Source organism: Nocardia sp. NPDC052254 (assembly GCF_040679495.1).
Classification (GTDB): Bacteria; Actinomycetota; Actinomycetes; order Mycobacteriales; family Mycobacteriaceae; genus Nocardia.
This window is the reverse complement of sequence record NZ_JBFAUW010000002.1, coordinates 20,764-35,052: the sequence shown is the minus strand read 5'-3', so window position 1 is coordinate 35,052 and position 14,289 is coordinate 20,764. Positions and strand designations below refer to the sequence as shown.

At 68.0% G+C, this 14,289-nt stretch carries 14 protein-coding genes and 1 riboswitch; of the genes, 8 read left to right on the top strand and 6 right to left on the bottom strand.

Annotation, left to right across the window (positions count from 1 at the left end):
* Positions 1-29: 29 nt before the first annotated feature.
* On the top strand, positions 30-482 hold the full coding sequence (locus AB0L57_RS05110; RefSeq protein WP_364957445.1) for a DUF2752 domain-containing protein: 453 nt from the start codon (positions 30-32) through the stop codon (positions 480-482).
* A gap of 17 nt (positions 483-499) precedes the next feature.
* On the top strand, positions 500-703 hold the full coding sequence (locus AB0L57_RS05105) for a hypothetical protein (protein ID WP_364957442.1): 204 nt from the start codon (positions 500-502) through the stop codon (positions 701-703).
* Here AB0L57_RS05105 and AB0L57_RS05100 read toward each other — a convergent pair.
* Both AB0L57_RS05100 and AB0L57_RS05095 read right to left on the bottom strand, forming a co-directional pair.
* On the bottom strand, positions 688-2,130 hold the full coding sequence (locus AB0L57_RS05100; RefSeq protein ID WP_364957439.1) for an aminotransferase class V-fold PLP-dependent enzyme: 1,443 nt from the start codon (positions 2,128-2,130) through the stop codon (positions 688-690). The two genes, AB0L57_RS05105 and AB0L57_RS05100, sit on opposite strands and share 16 nt — an antisense overlap.
* A 48-nt stretch (positions 2,131-2,178) precedes the next feature.
* Positions 2,179-2,293: riboswitch (SAM riboswitch) on the bottom strand.
* Between the two features lie 108 nt (positions 2,294-2,401).
* Entirely contained in the window at positions 2,402-2,866 is a 465-nt protein-coding gene (locus AB0L57_RS05095; protein WP_364959239.1) for a flavin reductase family protein, read from the bottom strand.
* 170 nt (positions 2,867-3,036) lie between these two features.
* On the opposite strand from AB0L57_RS05095, the gene AB0L57_RS05090 reads away from it, so the two are divergent.
* Positions 3,037-3,858, top strand: coding sequence for a crotonase/enoyl-CoA hydratase family protein (locus tag AB0L57_RS05090; protein WP_364957436.1), 822 nt, complete (start codon positions 3,037-3,039; stop codon positions 3,856-3,858).
* 60 nt (positions 3,859-3,918) lie between these two features.
* On the opposite strand, the gene ppa is transcribed toward AB0L57_RS05090, so the two are convergent.
* Complete coding sequence (ppa, locus tag AB0L57_RS05085; RefSeq protein WP_364957433.1) at positions 3,919-4,410, bottom strand: inorganic diphosphatase; 492 nt, start codon at positions 4,408-4,410, stop codon at positions 3,919-3,921.
* A gap of 147 nt (positions 4,411-4,557) precedes the next feature.
* Between ppa and AB0L57_RS05080 the strand changes: the two genes are divergently transcribed.
* From AB0L57_RS05080 to AB0L57_RS05060, 5 genes are all read left to right on the top strand, one after another.
* Complete coding sequence (locus AB0L57_RS05080) at positions 4,558-6,039, top strand: D-alanyl-D-alanine carboxypeptidase (protein WP_364957430.1); 1,482 nt, start codon at positions 4,558-4,560, stop codon at positions 6,037-6,039.
* A gap of 13 nt (positions 6,040-6,052) precedes the next feature.
* On the top strand, positions 6,053-7,150 hold the full coding sequence (locus tag AB0L57_RS05075) for a zinc-dependent metalloprotease (protein WP_364957427.1): 1,098 nt from the start codon (positions 6,053-6,055) through the stop codon (positions 7,148-7,150).
* A complete protein-coding gene (tilS, locus tag AB0L57_RS05070) occupies positions 7,126-8,148 on the top strand; it encodes a tRNA lysidine(34) synthetase TilS (RefSeq protein ID WP_364957424.1) in 1,023 nt (340 codons plus the stop codon). Before AB0L57_RS05075 ends, tilS begins: the two co-directional genes overlap by 25 nt.
* Positions 8,149-8,172: 24 nt before the next feature.
* On the top strand, positions 8,173-8,727 hold the full coding sequence (gene hpt, locus AB0L57_RS05065; RefSeq protein WP_364957422.1) for a hypoxanthine phosphoribosyltransferase: 555 nt from the start codon (positions 8,173-8,175) through the stop codon (positions 8,725-8,727).
* A gap of 377 nt (positions 8,728-9,104) precedes the next feature.
* A complete protein-coding gene (locus tag AB0L57_RS05060; RefSeq protein WP_364957419.1) occupies positions 9,105-9,983 on the top strand; it encodes a LysR substrate-binding domain-containing protein in 879 nt (292 codons plus the stop codon).
* Between the two features lie 7 nt (positions 9,984-9,990).
* On the opposite strand, the gene AB0L57_RS05055 is transcribed toward AB0L57_RS05060, so the two are convergent.
* The 3 genes from AB0L57_RS05055 to AB0L57_RS05045 form a co-directional block, all read right to left on the bottom strand.
* A complete protein-coding gene (locus AB0L57_RS05055) occupies positions 9,991-11,496 on the bottom strand; it encodes an amidase family protein (protein WP_364957416.1) in 1,506 nt (501 codons plus the stop codon).
* A gap of 301 nt (positions 11,497-11,797) precedes the next feature.
* Positions 11,798-12,649: an SDR family oxidoreductase gene (locus AB0L57_RS05050; RefSeq protein ID WP_364957413.1), complete on the bottom strand. Its 852-nt coding sequence runs from the start codon at positions 12,647-12,649 to the stop codon at positions 11,798-11,800.
* Complete coding sequence (locus AB0L57_RS05045) at positions 12,646-14,169, bottom strand: aldehyde dehydrogenase family protein (RefSeq protein WP_364959238.1); 1,524 nt, start codon at positions 14,167-14,169, stop codon at positions 12,646-12,648. The genes AB0L57_RS05050 and AB0L57_RS05045 overlap by 4 nt, the downstream gene beginning before the upstream one ends.
* Positions 14,170-14,289 lie beyond the last annotated feature (120 nt).

The following is a 14,289-nucleotide window of genomic DNA, read 5'->3' as shown; positions in this document are numbered from 1 at the left end:
TGCCGGTCGCCGCCGATTACCGTGAGGTTGTGGACATCGCGCATCGGGCTCCCGCATCGCCGTCGGGATCGCGGACCGGTTGGCGGACGGCGGGAATGCCGGTGCTGGTCGCCGGGGCCGCGGCGGGTGCGGCGGTCCTGCTGCATTTCCGCGATCCGCATACGCACGGTTCCTACGGAATCTGCCCCTTCTACGCACTCACCGGTTGGTGGTGCCCGGGGTGCGGCGGCCTGCGGGCGATGCACAACCTCACCGAGGGTCGGCTGCTCGATGCCGTGCACAGCAATGTCTTCCTGCTACCGCTGCTGGTCACCGTGGTGTTCTGGTGGGGCCGGTGGGCGTTCGGCCGTTGGCGCGGACGGCCCGACGGGACCTTCCCGTTCACTGTCGGCCAGCGTGGGCAGTGGGTGCTGATCGGCGCCCTCGTGGTGTTCACCGTGGTACGCAACACACCCCTGGGCACCTGGCTGGCCCCTGCCTAGCCGGGCATGCTGAAGATATGGCCGAAGCGGAGACCACTGATTCGTTGAAGACACGAGTGCGCGCGAAAATGCTGCGCCAGCTGAACGAGGACGGTGCACCCGACCCCGAACAGGACGATCCGCGCCAGATCGCCATCGAAGAGGACCTCGAGGCGCTCGATTCCGTCACCGATGGCGATCCGCTGGTGGAGGAGCTGGCCGCGCGCTATCTGGTGCCCTGAGGATCTCGGACCGTGCAGGGCGCGGCGCCGGGTCGGGATTCGGTGAGACCCGCCCGGGTCTCCGGTAGCGCAGACCACTGCCCGTCGGCGCGGGTGTAATTCCAGCGGGCCCCGTCCCGGACCAGTCGATGCAGCGCGTCGATCAGGCGGTCCACATCGGCGACCGAGGTGCCCAGGCCGACACTGGCGCGGACCGCCCCGTCGACTCCCAGCCGCCGCAGCAGCGGATGTGCGCAGAATTTGCCGTCCCGCACACCGATGCCGTACTCCGCCGACAGATATGCCGCGATCCGGCCCGGCTCGAATCCGTCGATGGTGAACGCGACGATGCCGACACTGTCCGTGCTGTCGTCGAAGATGCGCAGAAACTCCAGTCCCGCAGTGGTTTCCAGACCGTCGCGCAGTCGCTGGATCAGGTGGTGCTCATGTTCGACCACTGCCTGTTCGTCGAGGTCCGCCAGGGTCTCGCAGGCCGCCGCGACCGCCGCCGCCCCCAGCACGTTCGGGGACCCCGCCTCGTGCCGCTGAGGTGCGCACGCCCAACGGACATCCTCGGTGGTCACGGTGGTGACCGCGCCGCCGCCGGCCAGATATGGCGGCGCCGCGTCGAGCCAATCGCGCCGGCCGACGAGCACGCCGGCACCGAACGGGGCGTAGAGCTTGTGCCCGGAGAAGGCGAGATAGTCGATTCCGGATGAACTCGCCTGCAGATCGATGCGCCGGTGCGGTGCCAGCTGCGCGGCGTCGACGAGGATCCGCGCTCCGCACTCGTGTGCGAGCGTCGTCAGTTCCGCCAGCGGCAGCACCTCGCCGGTCACATTCGAGGCGCCCGTAATCGCAAGCAGTGCAGCGGGTTCGGCGCGCAGTTCGGCCTCGATGCGGCGGAGCGTCTCGGCGATCGTGGTGGCGGCACGCACCACTCGGCGGCCGCCGCAGGTCCAGGGCAGGAAGTTCGCGTGGTGCTCGATGTCGAGGACCACGGTGTCGCCCGGGACGCAGGAGGCGAGCAGATTCAGCGAGTCGGTGGTGTTGCGGGTGAAGACGACGACCTGATCGGCGGCCGCGTGCACCGCACGGGCCACCGAATTGCGCGCGGCCTCATAGCAATCGGTGCTGATCCGCGAGGCGTAGCCGGCGCCGCGGTGCACGCTGGCGTAGTAGGGGAGCAGTTCGTTCACCCGGTCGGTGACCCGGGCCAGAGCCGGTGTGCTGGCGGCGTAGTCGAAATTGGCGTAGGTCGTGAATCCGCCCTGCACCAGGGGAACTCGGAGCTCACAGCCGGAGACGCGGGCGATCGGGTCGCCGGTTCGGCAGGCGCGGGTGGTGTTGCCGGAGCACCCGGATTCAGCCCGGTTATGGTGCGCGGCAACGGTTTCGGTGGCCGAATCGGCGTCGGGGACGGCAATGTCGGAGACAGCAGTACTCATCGGGACAATCCCTCGGTCCTGGGACTCCGGGAGTGCAACGATGATCGGAGTCCGCGCTTGCCGTGTTCGGTCGAACAAACGGCCAGGTCGTCACCCGGAGCACCCCACCGCGGAGGAGGGTTGCCGACCAGCGAGCCGGGGCTTGATGCTGGCACTCATGACCTGAGCCGAGACTGGCAGACGGCGTGGCGGATTGTCAAGCGCCGTGGCGGACGGAGGGTTGCCGCGTATTCGCGCCGGCGCGAATGCCCGCCTCCACAATCTTTGGGTGTCAGTCCAATCCGGCCGGGCGGTGATATGTGCCGTTGTAGTACAGCAGCGGGTTGCGCATCGGCTCGTCCGCGGTGTCGTCGTGTACCCGGGTCACCAGGCCGACCACCAGGGTGTGATCGCCGATGGGGATCAGCCGATGCACCGTGGCGCGTACCCAGATCGGTGTGTCGTGCAGGACCGGTTCACCGGTCTCGAGCGTCGACCACAACGCAGGATCGGTGAACCGGTGTTCGGCCGATCGCGAAAACCGTTGTGCCAGATGTTGTTGATGTTCGCCGAGAAAGTGGACCACTACGGAATCGGCCTGTGACATCGCATCGATCGACGAGGACCTGTGCGCGATGTTGAACGAGATGAGTGGCGGATCCAGCGACAGCGAGGCGAATGAGGTGGCGGTGAAACCCACCGGCCGATCCGGGCGGGCGAGGGTGACGATTGTCACGCCGGCCGGATAGTGCCGCATGGCGGATCGATACTGTGCCGCGGTGATGCCGTCATCGCTGGGGCCGAGATCTGCGACCTCGGCATCGGGTCGCTGGGAACTGCTCACGGTTCCAAACTACGTCCTGTGCCCCGTGACATATTCCGGACCGCTGCGCCCGAGCCTGCGAACTGCCCCGATACGCTGTAAGAATGACTGATTGGAAGGCTTTCGAGGTCGATCGCACCGGTGCTGTCGCGCGCGTGACGCTGACCGGGCCCGGCAAGGGCAATGCGATGGGACCGGACTTCTGGAGCGAACTGCCGCAGATCTTCGCCGAACTGGACGCGGACGCCGAGATCCGGGCGATCGTACTGACCGGATCGGGTAAGAACTTCTCCTATGGTCTGGATCTGCCGGCCATGAGCCCGACATTCGGCCCACTGCTGGGCGAGAAGGCCCTGGCCGCGCCGCGCACCGATTTCCTGCACGAGATCCGGCGCATGCAGGATTCGGTGACCGCGGTCGCGAACTGCCGCAAACCCGTCATCGCGGCGGTGTCCGGCTGGTGCGTCGGTGGTGGTCTGGATCTGATCGCCGCTGCCGACATCCGGCTGGCCAGTGCCGAGGCGAGCTTCAGTCTGCGCGAGGCGAAGGTCGCGATCGTGGCCGATATCGGTTCGCTGCATCGGCTGCCGGACATCATCGGCGAGGGGCATCTGCGCGAACTCGCCTTCACCGGCAAGGACATCGACGCGGCGCGAGCCGAGAAGATCGGCCTGATCAACGACGTCCACCCCGACCAGGAGGCGGTGCTGGCGGCCGCGCAGGAACTGGCCGAGGAGATCGCCGCGAACCCGCCACTGGTCGTGCAGGGCATCAAGGACGTCCTCGATCAGCCCAAGGCGGGCAAGATCGCCGACGGTCTGCGCTACGTTTCGGCGTGGAATGCGGCGTTCCTGCCCTCGGAAGATCTCACCGAGGCGATTCAGGCCGTGTTCGAGAAGCGCAGCCCGGTCTTCCGCGGCAAGTAGCGGCGGGCAATCGGCGGTCCCGCGACGGCGCTCGCGAAGACGAGCGCCGTCGGACGCCGATCAGTGCCCGCCCTGCTCCTGCAGTCGCTTGTACGCCTCGTCGGTGAGGGTCTCGGCCTTGGCGCGGTTGTCCCAGCCGTCGACCTTGACCCACTTTCCGGGCTCGAGATCCTTGTAGTGCTCGAAGAAGTGCTCGATGGCCTTGCGCTCGAATTCCGGGATGTCGTTCACATCCTGGATGTGGTCCCAGCGCTTGTCGCCGGCCGGAACCGCCACCAGCTTCTCGTCGCCGCCGGCCTCGTCGCTCATCAGCAGCACGCCCACCGGACGGGCCTCGACGATGACACCCGGGAACACCGATTCCGGCAGGAGCACCAGGCAGTCCAGCGGATCGCCGTCGGAGCCCAGGGTGTTCTCGATGTAGCCGTAGTCGGCCGGATAAACCATCGGGGTGTAGAGGTAGCGGTCCAGGCGCACCCGGCCGGTTTCGTGGTCGACCTCGTATTTGTTGCGCTGACCCTTGGGGATCTCGATGGTGACGTCGAACTCCACGTCATCTCCTTCGTCTGATGCGTATGCGTGCTGTGAGCCTGCCGACTCGCCAGCTCGTTCGGGGGAACGCCGGCGAGGTGAGGATAGTGTGGTCCGTGCGGCAGGGAGCGTCCGCCTCGCACGGGTCGATAGGGAGACAGCTGTCACGTGGTAGGTCGTGGTAAGCAGAACATCGGTGGGCTGGCTTCTCGCCGACGCCGCAATATGTGGGTTGCGGTGGTGGTGGCAACCGTTGTGGCCGTGGTCGTGGTCGCGACCGTCCTGGTGACGGTGCGGCCGTGGACCGAGGAATTCCGGCACGGTGGTTTGACGATAGCCGCACCGCCGGCGCCCGTGAAGCCCTTCCCGCAGCTGACCCCCGCGGCGCCGAACGCCCCCGAGGCCGACCGGCAGGGTTTGGCGAATGCGCTGGCACCGGTCGCCACGAGCCCGGATCTGGGCACCTTCGCCGGATCGGTCTCCGATCCCGATACCCGGACCACGCTGTGGAGTGCCGATCCGGACAAGCCGATGATTCCGGCTTCCACGCTCAAGGTCATGACCACGGCCGCCGCACTGCTGGTGTTGCCCGCCGATCAACGGCTCACCACGCGAGTGGTCGCCGGTTCGTCGCCCGGTGAGGTGGTACTCGTCGGCGCCGGCGATCCGACGCTGACGGCGCAGGCCGACGGGAAGGGCTATTACCCGGACGGCCCGAAGCTGTCGGATCTGGTCGCCCAGATTCGTGCCGCCGGTCATCCGGTCGACTCGGTGGTCGTCGACAACTCGGTGTATTCGGGTCCGGCCTGGCCGGCGGGCTGGGATCCGGCCGATATCGCGGGTGGTTCGTGGGCGCCGATCGAATCGGTGATGATCGATGGCGGCCGGCTGGATCCGCTGGTCGAATATTCGCCGCGCTCGGCGACCCCGGCCCTGGACGCGGGCCGGCGCCTGGCGCTGGAACTCGGCGCGGACCCGGCGAAGGTGCGGCTCGGCACCGCGCCTGCCGGTGCCGCCGAGCTGGCGCATGTGGACTCCGCCGAGCTGCGGGACCGTCTGCGCGACATGATGATTCATTCCGACGATGTGCTGGCCGAGGCCATCGGCCGGGAGATCGCCGCGGTGACCGGTGGGGAACAGTCCTTCGCCGGTGCCGCCGCGGCGACCCTGACCGCGCTGCGTGCCGCGGGTTTCGACACCACCGGTGTCACCCAGATCGACAACAGTGGCCTGTCCACCGATGATCGCGTGCCCGCGCGGCTGCTCGACCGGATTCTCGCCGAGGCGGCCGCATCGGATCCCGCCGCCGGAACGACGGCGAACGGGACGGCGGCGCCGGTCGTCAACACCGGTGACAGCGGCGCGGCTCCCTCGCCGCTGGCGCCGCTGCTCGATTATCTGCCGGTCGCGGGCGGTTCCGGATCGCTCGCCGAGCGGTTCACCGACGGTGGTCCGCAGCGGTCGGGAGCGGGCTGGGTGCGGGCCAAGACCGGAACTCTCTCGGTGTCGAGCGCGTTGGCTGGGTATGTGTTGGATCGCGACGGTCGCGTCGTTACTTTCGCGCTGATGTCGAACGACCGGCCGCCCGAGGCCAGCCGTCCGGCATTGGATGCCGTCGCCACCGCACTCCGTAATTGTGGCTGCTCCTGACGGGTGGTACGAGATGACCGGAATCGATGACGAATCCGCTTCGGCGGAGCACACACCCGCGAAGCGATCGGTACTGGCGGGCTCGGTGGACTGGCAGCTCGCGGCGCGGACCGGCAGCGCCGTCGTCCCGTCCGGTCCCCGGACAACCCGTTATTCCGCCGAGCAGGTGGTGCGGGAGCTGGCGGAGGCCTCGGTGCGCGCCGAGGGACCGGTCCGTGAGGTGAGTCTGCTCGCCGACGATCGCCCCGTGCCCGCCGCGACGATCGTCGATCGCCCCGGCTGGATTCGCGCCGCGGCCGCATCGATGTCCGAACTCACCGGCAGCACCGACGACGAACGCGGCCGCTTCACCGGAAAGCCGGCGGGCGTGCAGGCCGGCGCCATGCTGGCATTCCTGTCGACCGCGATTCTCGGCCAATACGATCCGTTCACCGGGCCGGACGGCACCCTGCTGCTGGTGGCGCCCAACATCATGGGCGTCGAACGCGCACTGGGGGTGTCGCCCAGCGACTTCCGGCTGTGGGTCTGTCTGCACGAGGTGACCCACCGGGTGCAGTTCTCCTCCGCGCCGTGGCTGGCCGACTACATGAAGAGCAATGTCGACACACTCGGCGCGGTCGGTGACGAACCGTTCAACGAGGTGATGACACGGTTGCTGGAGGAGGTGCGCCGGCGCCGGGGCAGCGGTGCCGATGAGGCAGGCGATGATCCGGCCGATCGTGGGGTGCTCGGCCTGCTGCGCGCGACCCAGCCGCCGCAGCAGCGTGCGGCACTGGACCGGCTGCTGATGCTCGGGACTCTGCTCGAGGGGCATGCCGATCATGTGATGGACGCCGTCGGCCCCGCGGTGATCCCCACGGTGAGCCAGATCCGCGAGGCCTTCGATCAGCGCCGCCGCCGTCCGGCCAATCCCATCCAGCGGCTGCTGCGTGCCCTGCTCGGTGTCGATGCCAAGGTCGCCCAGTACGTGCGCGGGAAGGCCTTCGTCGACGAAGTGGTCGACAAGGTCGGGATGCAGCGGTTCAACACGGTGTGGACCGATGCCGACACCTTGCCGCGCACCGATGAGATCGGTACACCGCAACGATGGATCGATCGAGTTCTGGGGTGACGCCAGGGGAATCGGGGCCGGTCGCCGGGCAGGTGCGGCTCCCCGAGACCACCTCGGTGCTGGTGCTGCGGCAGGCCGTGCGTGCGTGGCTGGCGCTGTACCGCCCGGCGGGTGCGGTGGCGGTCGCACTGTCCGGCGGCGCCGATTCACTGGCCCTCACCGCGGCTGCGGTCGTCGAGGCGGACGGTGTGGATGCGCTGATCATCGATCACGGTCTGCAGCGTGGCTCGGCTGCGGTGGCCGCCGAAGCGGCGGATGCGGCCCGGCGCCTGGGCTGCCGTTCGGCGCGGGTGCGCCGGGTCGAGGTGGACGGTCCGGGTGGTCCGGAGGCCGCCGCGCGGCATGCCCGCTACCGGGCCCTGGACGATCTGCGCGACGGTATGCCGGTGCTGTTCGGCCACACCCTCGACGATCAGGCCGAGACCGTTCTGCTCGGGCTGGGTCGTGGATCCGGGCAGCGGTCCCTGCGGGGGATGGCGGCGTTCGACGATCCGTGGGGGCGCCCGCTGCTGGGTGTCCGGCGCGAGATCACCCGGCAGCTGTGCCGCGACCTGGGATTACGGCCGCACGAGGACCCGCACAACAGTGCGCCGGAATTCACCCGGGTCCGGTTGCGCACGGAGGTGCTGCCGCTGCTGGAGGAGGTATTGGGCGGCGGTGTGGCGTCGGCGCTGGCCCGCACTGCCGCGCAGCTGCGTGACGATGGTGAGATCCTCGATTCGATTGCCGACCGATTGCTGTCCGAGGCTCGAGATGGTTCGTCACTGTCGGTCGAGATACTCGCCACGGCGCCGGGGGCGATCCGTCGGCGCGTTCTTCGGGCCTGGCTCATCGAGGGCGGCGCAAAAGCGGTGACGGACAAGCATTTACGAGCGGTGGACACGCTGATCACCGATTGGCGGGGTCAGGGCGGTGTCGCTGTCGGCGGCGGAATGCCGGGGACGAGGTTGGTTGCCAGGCGCGAACATGGCAGGCTGACACTGGCGTTCGCACGATAACGACCCGAAGGGAAGCCAGCGCACGTGTACGGGGACGACATAGCGTCGGTGCTGATCACCGAGGAGCAGATCCAAGCCAAGGTCGACGAGCTGGCAGAGTTGATCGCCAAGCGATATCCCGCCGACGCACCCGAAGGAGATCTGCTGCTGGTCGGCGTGCTCAAGGGCGCGATCTTCTTCATGACCGATCTGGCGCGGGCCCTGCCCATTCCGACGCAGATGGAATTCATGGCCGTTTCGTCCTACGGGTCGTCGACCTCGTCCTCCGGCGTGGTGCGAATCCTGAAGGACCTCGACAAGGACATCGCCGGCCGCAATGTGCTCATCGTCGAGGACATCATCGATTCCGGGCTGACCCTGTCCTGGCTGATGCGCAATCTGTCCAGTCGCAACCCTGCCTCGCTCGAGGTGGTGACGCTGCTGCGCAAGCCCGATGCGCTGCGCACTCAGCTCGAGGTGGCGAACGTGGGCTTCGACATTCCGAACGAATTCGTGGTCGGCTACGGGCTCGACTATGCCGAGAGGTACCGCGACCTGTCCTATATCGGCACGCTGAATCCGCGCGTCTACAGCGCCTGAACTGGGCGTACGTCCGAGAGCGTGACCGAATCTCGCCATTGTGTGGCGAATGTCACTGTTTGAGCATGTTCCCTGCGCAATCGCTATCGATGAATGTTGCTGGTCCATCGGCGCTGATGCCTGCGGGTTGCTTCGACGTGTTCGTCCCGCGTGCGGGACGTCGTAGTCGCAGGTCATCGCGCCTCAGCTGAGGCGCGTGTCGGAAAGTCGGTTGTTACCGACGGGTTCGCTGAGAAGTGGCCGAGGCGATTGCGCTGCACTTATTGCGGAGTTCTATGCTGTCAGTAACAAACCGTTTGGCTGTTTATGACCGTCTATCCAAACTTGAAGGTCTGAAGCGGCTAGATTTCCAAGACCGATTCTGATAGCAAGGTGCTATGGACCCGCATTTGCGCGACCTGCGGTACTTCGTCGCCGTCGCTGAGGAACTGCACTTCACGAATGCCGCCCAGCGGCTGCATATCGCTCAGCCGACTCTCTCGCGACAGATCCGTCAGCTCGAGCGGCAGCTCGATGTGGTCCTGTTCGATCGCAATCAGCGCAGTGTCGCGCTGACCGTGGCCGGCAAGGAACTGCTCGAGGGTGCCCGCCGAATTCTGGAGCTGTGGGAGGTCACCAACGTGGCCCTGCAGGAAGCCGGTGAGGTGCTGCGGGTCGGCATCCCGAGTTCGATCGGGCGCGGCCTGATCGCGGAGCTGGAGAGTGCCAGCGGGCATCGCCTGGCCCTGCACTCGGCATCGTGGACCGACCCCTCCAGCGGACTCGCCGGCCGGCAGGCCGATCTGGCGCTGATGTGGTTACCTGTTCCCGATTCCGGCCGCTATCGCTGGCAGGTGCTGCGCACCGAACCACGCTGGGTGCTGCTGCCGGAGAATCACCGGCTCGCCGATCAGGAGAGCATCGAATTCTCCGATCTGATCGACGAGCCGTTCATCGCGATGCCGCCCGAGGCCGGTGCGGCCCGCGACTTCTGGCTCGGCGGTGACGCCCGCAACGGTCGTCAGGCGAAGATCGGCGGAGAGGCCGCGACCGCGGAGGAGCGGCTGGAAGCGGTCAGCCTCGGCCTGGGCGTGTGCCTGCTGGCCGAGAACAATGTGCCGATGTACCGGTGGCCGGGTCTGACCGCGCGTCCTGTGTCCGGGCTCGCGCCGTGTGAACTTGCCATGGTGTGGCGGGCCGACGACGATCGGCCGACCATTCTCGATTTCGCCAATCGCGTTGTCGCCGGGGGTTTCTCCGCCGAGGAAGACCAGTAGGAGACGTTCAGGCGGTGCGTTGCCAGGGCTGCGCGGTCTCCAGCTGCGCGGCCAGGCACAGCAGCGTCGATTCGCTACCGGGCGGCCCGGCGAGCTGGGCGGCCACCGGCGTTCCGGTGCGCGGATGCAGGCCCATCGGCACACTCATCGCGGGCCAGCCGACCAGATTCCACAGCGGCGTGAACGGTGCGTAGCGGACGCTGGCAACCACATTTGCCAGCCATCCCCGGGCATGCCAGCTACGCGCGGACGGAGCGGGCGCGGCCAGCGTCGGAGTGATCACCACATCGTGCTGATCGAAGAAGTCCTGCAATCGTGCCTCGATCCGGTCCACCTGGCCGGGCCGGATCAGCCCGGCCCGCAGGACCGCCCGCCCCAGGGCGACATGGACGCGGGTCCGCCGTTGCAGCAGTTCCGGATTCGCGACAGCGCCCGCCTCCCGCGCCGCATTGGCGAGCCAGCGCAACGCCAGCGCCGTCGTCGCGCCCTGATATGGCAGTTCGGCCGGGACCACGGTGTGCCCCGCCTCCCCGGCCAGACGCGCCGCGGTCTGCGCGGCCGCGGTCCAGTGCCGGTCCACTCGGATGAGCGGCGACGGCGATCCGGCGGCGACCGCTATACGCAGGGGCGTCGGTGGCTCCAGATCGGCCAGTGCCGGGCGATCGGCGAGGACCGACAGCATGAGGGCGGCATCGGCGACCGTGGTCGCCAGCGCGCCGTTCTCGGTCATCCCGCCCCATGAATCCACCCCCACCTGTGCCGGCACCACCCCGCGCCCGGGCTTGATCCCGACGACACCGCAGCAGGCGGCGGGGATGCGCACCGAACCCAGTCCGTCGTTGCCGTGCGCGATCGGCGTCAGCCCGGCGCCCACCGCGGCACCGGAGCCGCCGGACGAGCCGCCGGCGCTGTGGCGGGCGTTCCACGGCGAGCGGGCAATTCGATCGGGGGTGTCCGAAACACCCCACAGTCCGCCCTCGGGCATCTCGGTCAACCCGACCACGATCGCTCCCGCGTCCCGTAATCGACGAACCACCGGATGGTCGGCGCGCGCGGGTGTGCGGATGCCGGCCCGGGAGCCGGCGGCGGTGATCTCGCCGGCGACGTCGATGTTGTTCTTGACCGCGACCGGAACTCCGGCGAGCGGCAGGATGTCCAGATCGGCGCGATCGGCCAGGGTGTGGCTCTCCGTGCGGGCCTGGTCGGCACGGACCGTGGCGAAGGCGCCGACCCTGGCATCACCATCGTGGATGCGTTCCAGCGCGGCTTCGACGATCTGTCCCGCGGTGACGGCGCCGTCGCGGACGGCGGCGGCGATAGCGACCGCGGTGCCCCGGGTCAGAGCGTCCGCGGCAAGTGAGTCCGGCGCCGCGGCGTCCGGGGTCGCCGGATCGGCGGCCGCCTCCGGATGCTCGGCTTCATCGGACGGATCACGATGCGCCGCATCGGAAGTCGTGTCGGGGCCGGATACCTGTTCCGTGGATCTCGAGCCGTTCGTGTCGGCTGCGTGCACCGGTACCTCCTGAGTGGCGCGCGTGACGGCGTTCGGTGTCGCGCCGGCTAGTGCGGTGCCCTCGTTCTGCATATGTCCAAGCCCCCGTCGCGTCGTGGTCGATATGGGGTGTTTCGATGCTGACGCGCAAGTTATCACCTCCGGCGATGCGTACCGACGATGATCGCCGGGGTGGCGGCCCTATTCCGGGCGCACACCTGCCATCCTGTCGGCGACTCCCTCGGGCGATTCACATCGGCCGGCCGGCACCGTCGTCGCGGTGGCGACCGGCCGATGTGAACAGGCCGTATCCGGTGCCGGATTATTCGGCGGCCGAATCGGTTCCGCGGCGGACCCGCTCCTCGTACGCTTTGCGCGCATCCGCGTCGACATCGCCCAGGAAAGCACCCTGCGAACCCATCGACCGGCCGATCGTGTCACCGAGCGATTGCGGCAGCAGCCCGAAGAACTGCGCCATGAACCCGGCCATCCTGGTGACCCGGACCTTGGCCTTCGGCCGGACCAGCAGTCCCGCGATGGCCTCGGCGATGTCCTCCGGCTCGGCGGACGGGAGTCCCTTCGGTACCGGAACACCCGATCCCAGTTCGGTATTGGTCAGTGTCGGTAGCACCGAGGAGAACGACACGCCTGTGCCGCGGTACTCCTCGCGCAGTGTGTCGGTGAAGCCCAGGACCGCGTGCTTGGTCGCGTTGTAGGTGGCCAGGCCGGGGATGTGGCTCTCACCGGCGAGGGAAGCGATATTGATGACGTGACCGCTACGCCGCGGCAGCATTCGGGCCAGGGCCAGTTTGGAACCCAGGATGACGCCGTAGACGTTGATGTCGAGGATGCGGCGGGTCAGGGCGTCCGGCTCGTCGACCACCTTGCCGACGGGCATGATCCCGGCATTGTTGATCAGTACATCGATCGGTCCCAGTTCCCGCTCGACCTCGTCGAGGAAACTGTCGAACGACTGCTGGTCGGTGACGTCCACCCGGCCGTAGTGATCGAAATCGTGGTCGGTGCCGGACTGTTTGACCGCCGTCTCGTCCACGTCGCCGATCGCGATCTTCGCGCCGAGGGCCTGCAATCTCGTCGCGGTCGCCAGGCCGATACCCCGGGCGCCGCCGGTGATGACGACGACCTTGCCCCCGATGATGCCGAAGTCGGTCATTTCTTCCCTCCGACCGTGTCGAGTACGTCCTTGATGCCGAGCCGGCGGATACCGCGCGCACCCGCGGCGCGCATGGCCGCCAGTGCGAAACCGATCTTGGTGGTGTTGTACGGGAACCACAGCAGTTCCTTTTCCTGCGTGGGCAGGATCGGCACCGTGATGGCCTGTTTGCGGCAGTACTTGCGCACGCCGTCGGCGCCACCCCAGCGCGCACCCACGCCGGACTGCTGCTGACCGCCCATCGGCAGGGCGAAGCTGAACATGTTCGCGAAGACGTCGTTGATGTTGACGGCGCCCGCGTTCAGCTGCCGCGCCACCCGCTCGCCGCGCGCTTTGTCGCCGGTCCACACCGAGGCCGACAGACCGTAGATCGAGTCGTTGGCCAGGCGGATCGCCTCGGTTTCGTCGGCCACCTTCATCACGGGGATGGTGGGGCCGAAGGTTTCCTCGGTCATGCAGGTCATCGAATGGTCGACATCGGCGAGCACGGTCGGCTCGTAGAAGGTGCCGACGCCGGTGGCGCGCCCGCCGGTCAGTGCCCGCGCGCCCTTGGCGACCGCATCCTCCACATGGCTGGACACGATGGCCTTCTGCGCATCGTTGGCCAGTGCGCCGACATCGTATTTCGGCTCCCGCCCGTCGGCGCCCTGCCGCAACTGGCGAACGTGGTCGGCCAGTTTGCGGACGAAGGTGTCGTACACCGGCGCCTCGACGTAGACCCGCTCGACCGAGATGCAGACCTGTCCGGCATTGAACAGACCGCCGAAGGCGACGCCGTATGCCGCCCGATCGATATCGGCATCGGCCAGCACGATGGCCGGATCCTTGCCGCCGAGCTCCAGGCTGTAGGGGATGAGCCGTTCCACACAGGCCGCGGCGATCCGCTTACCCGTCTTGGTGGACCCGGTGAACTGCACGTAGTCGACATTGTCGACGACCGCGGCTCCGGTCTCGCCGGCCCCGGTGACCACCGCCAGCACCGGTGGCGCACCGATCTCGGACCAGCCGCGGGCCAGCTCCAGCGCCGACAGGGGAGTCACCTCGGAGGGTTTGAGGATGACCGCGGCGCCCGCGGCCAGCGCCGGAATCACATCGATGACCGGCATCGCGAGCGGGAAGTTCCACGGCGTGATCACCCCGACCACCGGATACGGACGCCACGCGGTGGTCAGCTTCTTGACCCGTGCCAGCGGGCTGTGCGGTGCGGGATGCTCGTCGGCGAGGAACTTCTCCGCGCGGCGGGCGTAGTAACCGGTGAGGTCCACCGAGAAGTTCGGGTCGATGAGGGCATCGATGCGCGCCTTACCGGTCTCCGACTGCAGCACATCGGCCAGATGGTCGGTGTGGTCGATGATCCAGTCCTGCAGTTTCAGCAGCCATTCCTTGCGGCCCTCTGCCCCGATCGCCTCCCACTCCGGCTGGTAGAGCCGCAATTCCCGGACCTTGGCGGCGACCGCGTCGGCCGATTCGACCGGAACCGTGCCGGACAGTTCACCCGTGGCCGGATTGCGTACCTCGATCTCGGTGGCGACGGGGGCCGGTTTCGCTGTGCGGGGGGCGGCCTTGCGGGCCGATTTGCGAGCGGTGCTGCCGGACGCGGATTCGCCGGGCGCCGATTCGGTATTCGTCACGATCTGTCT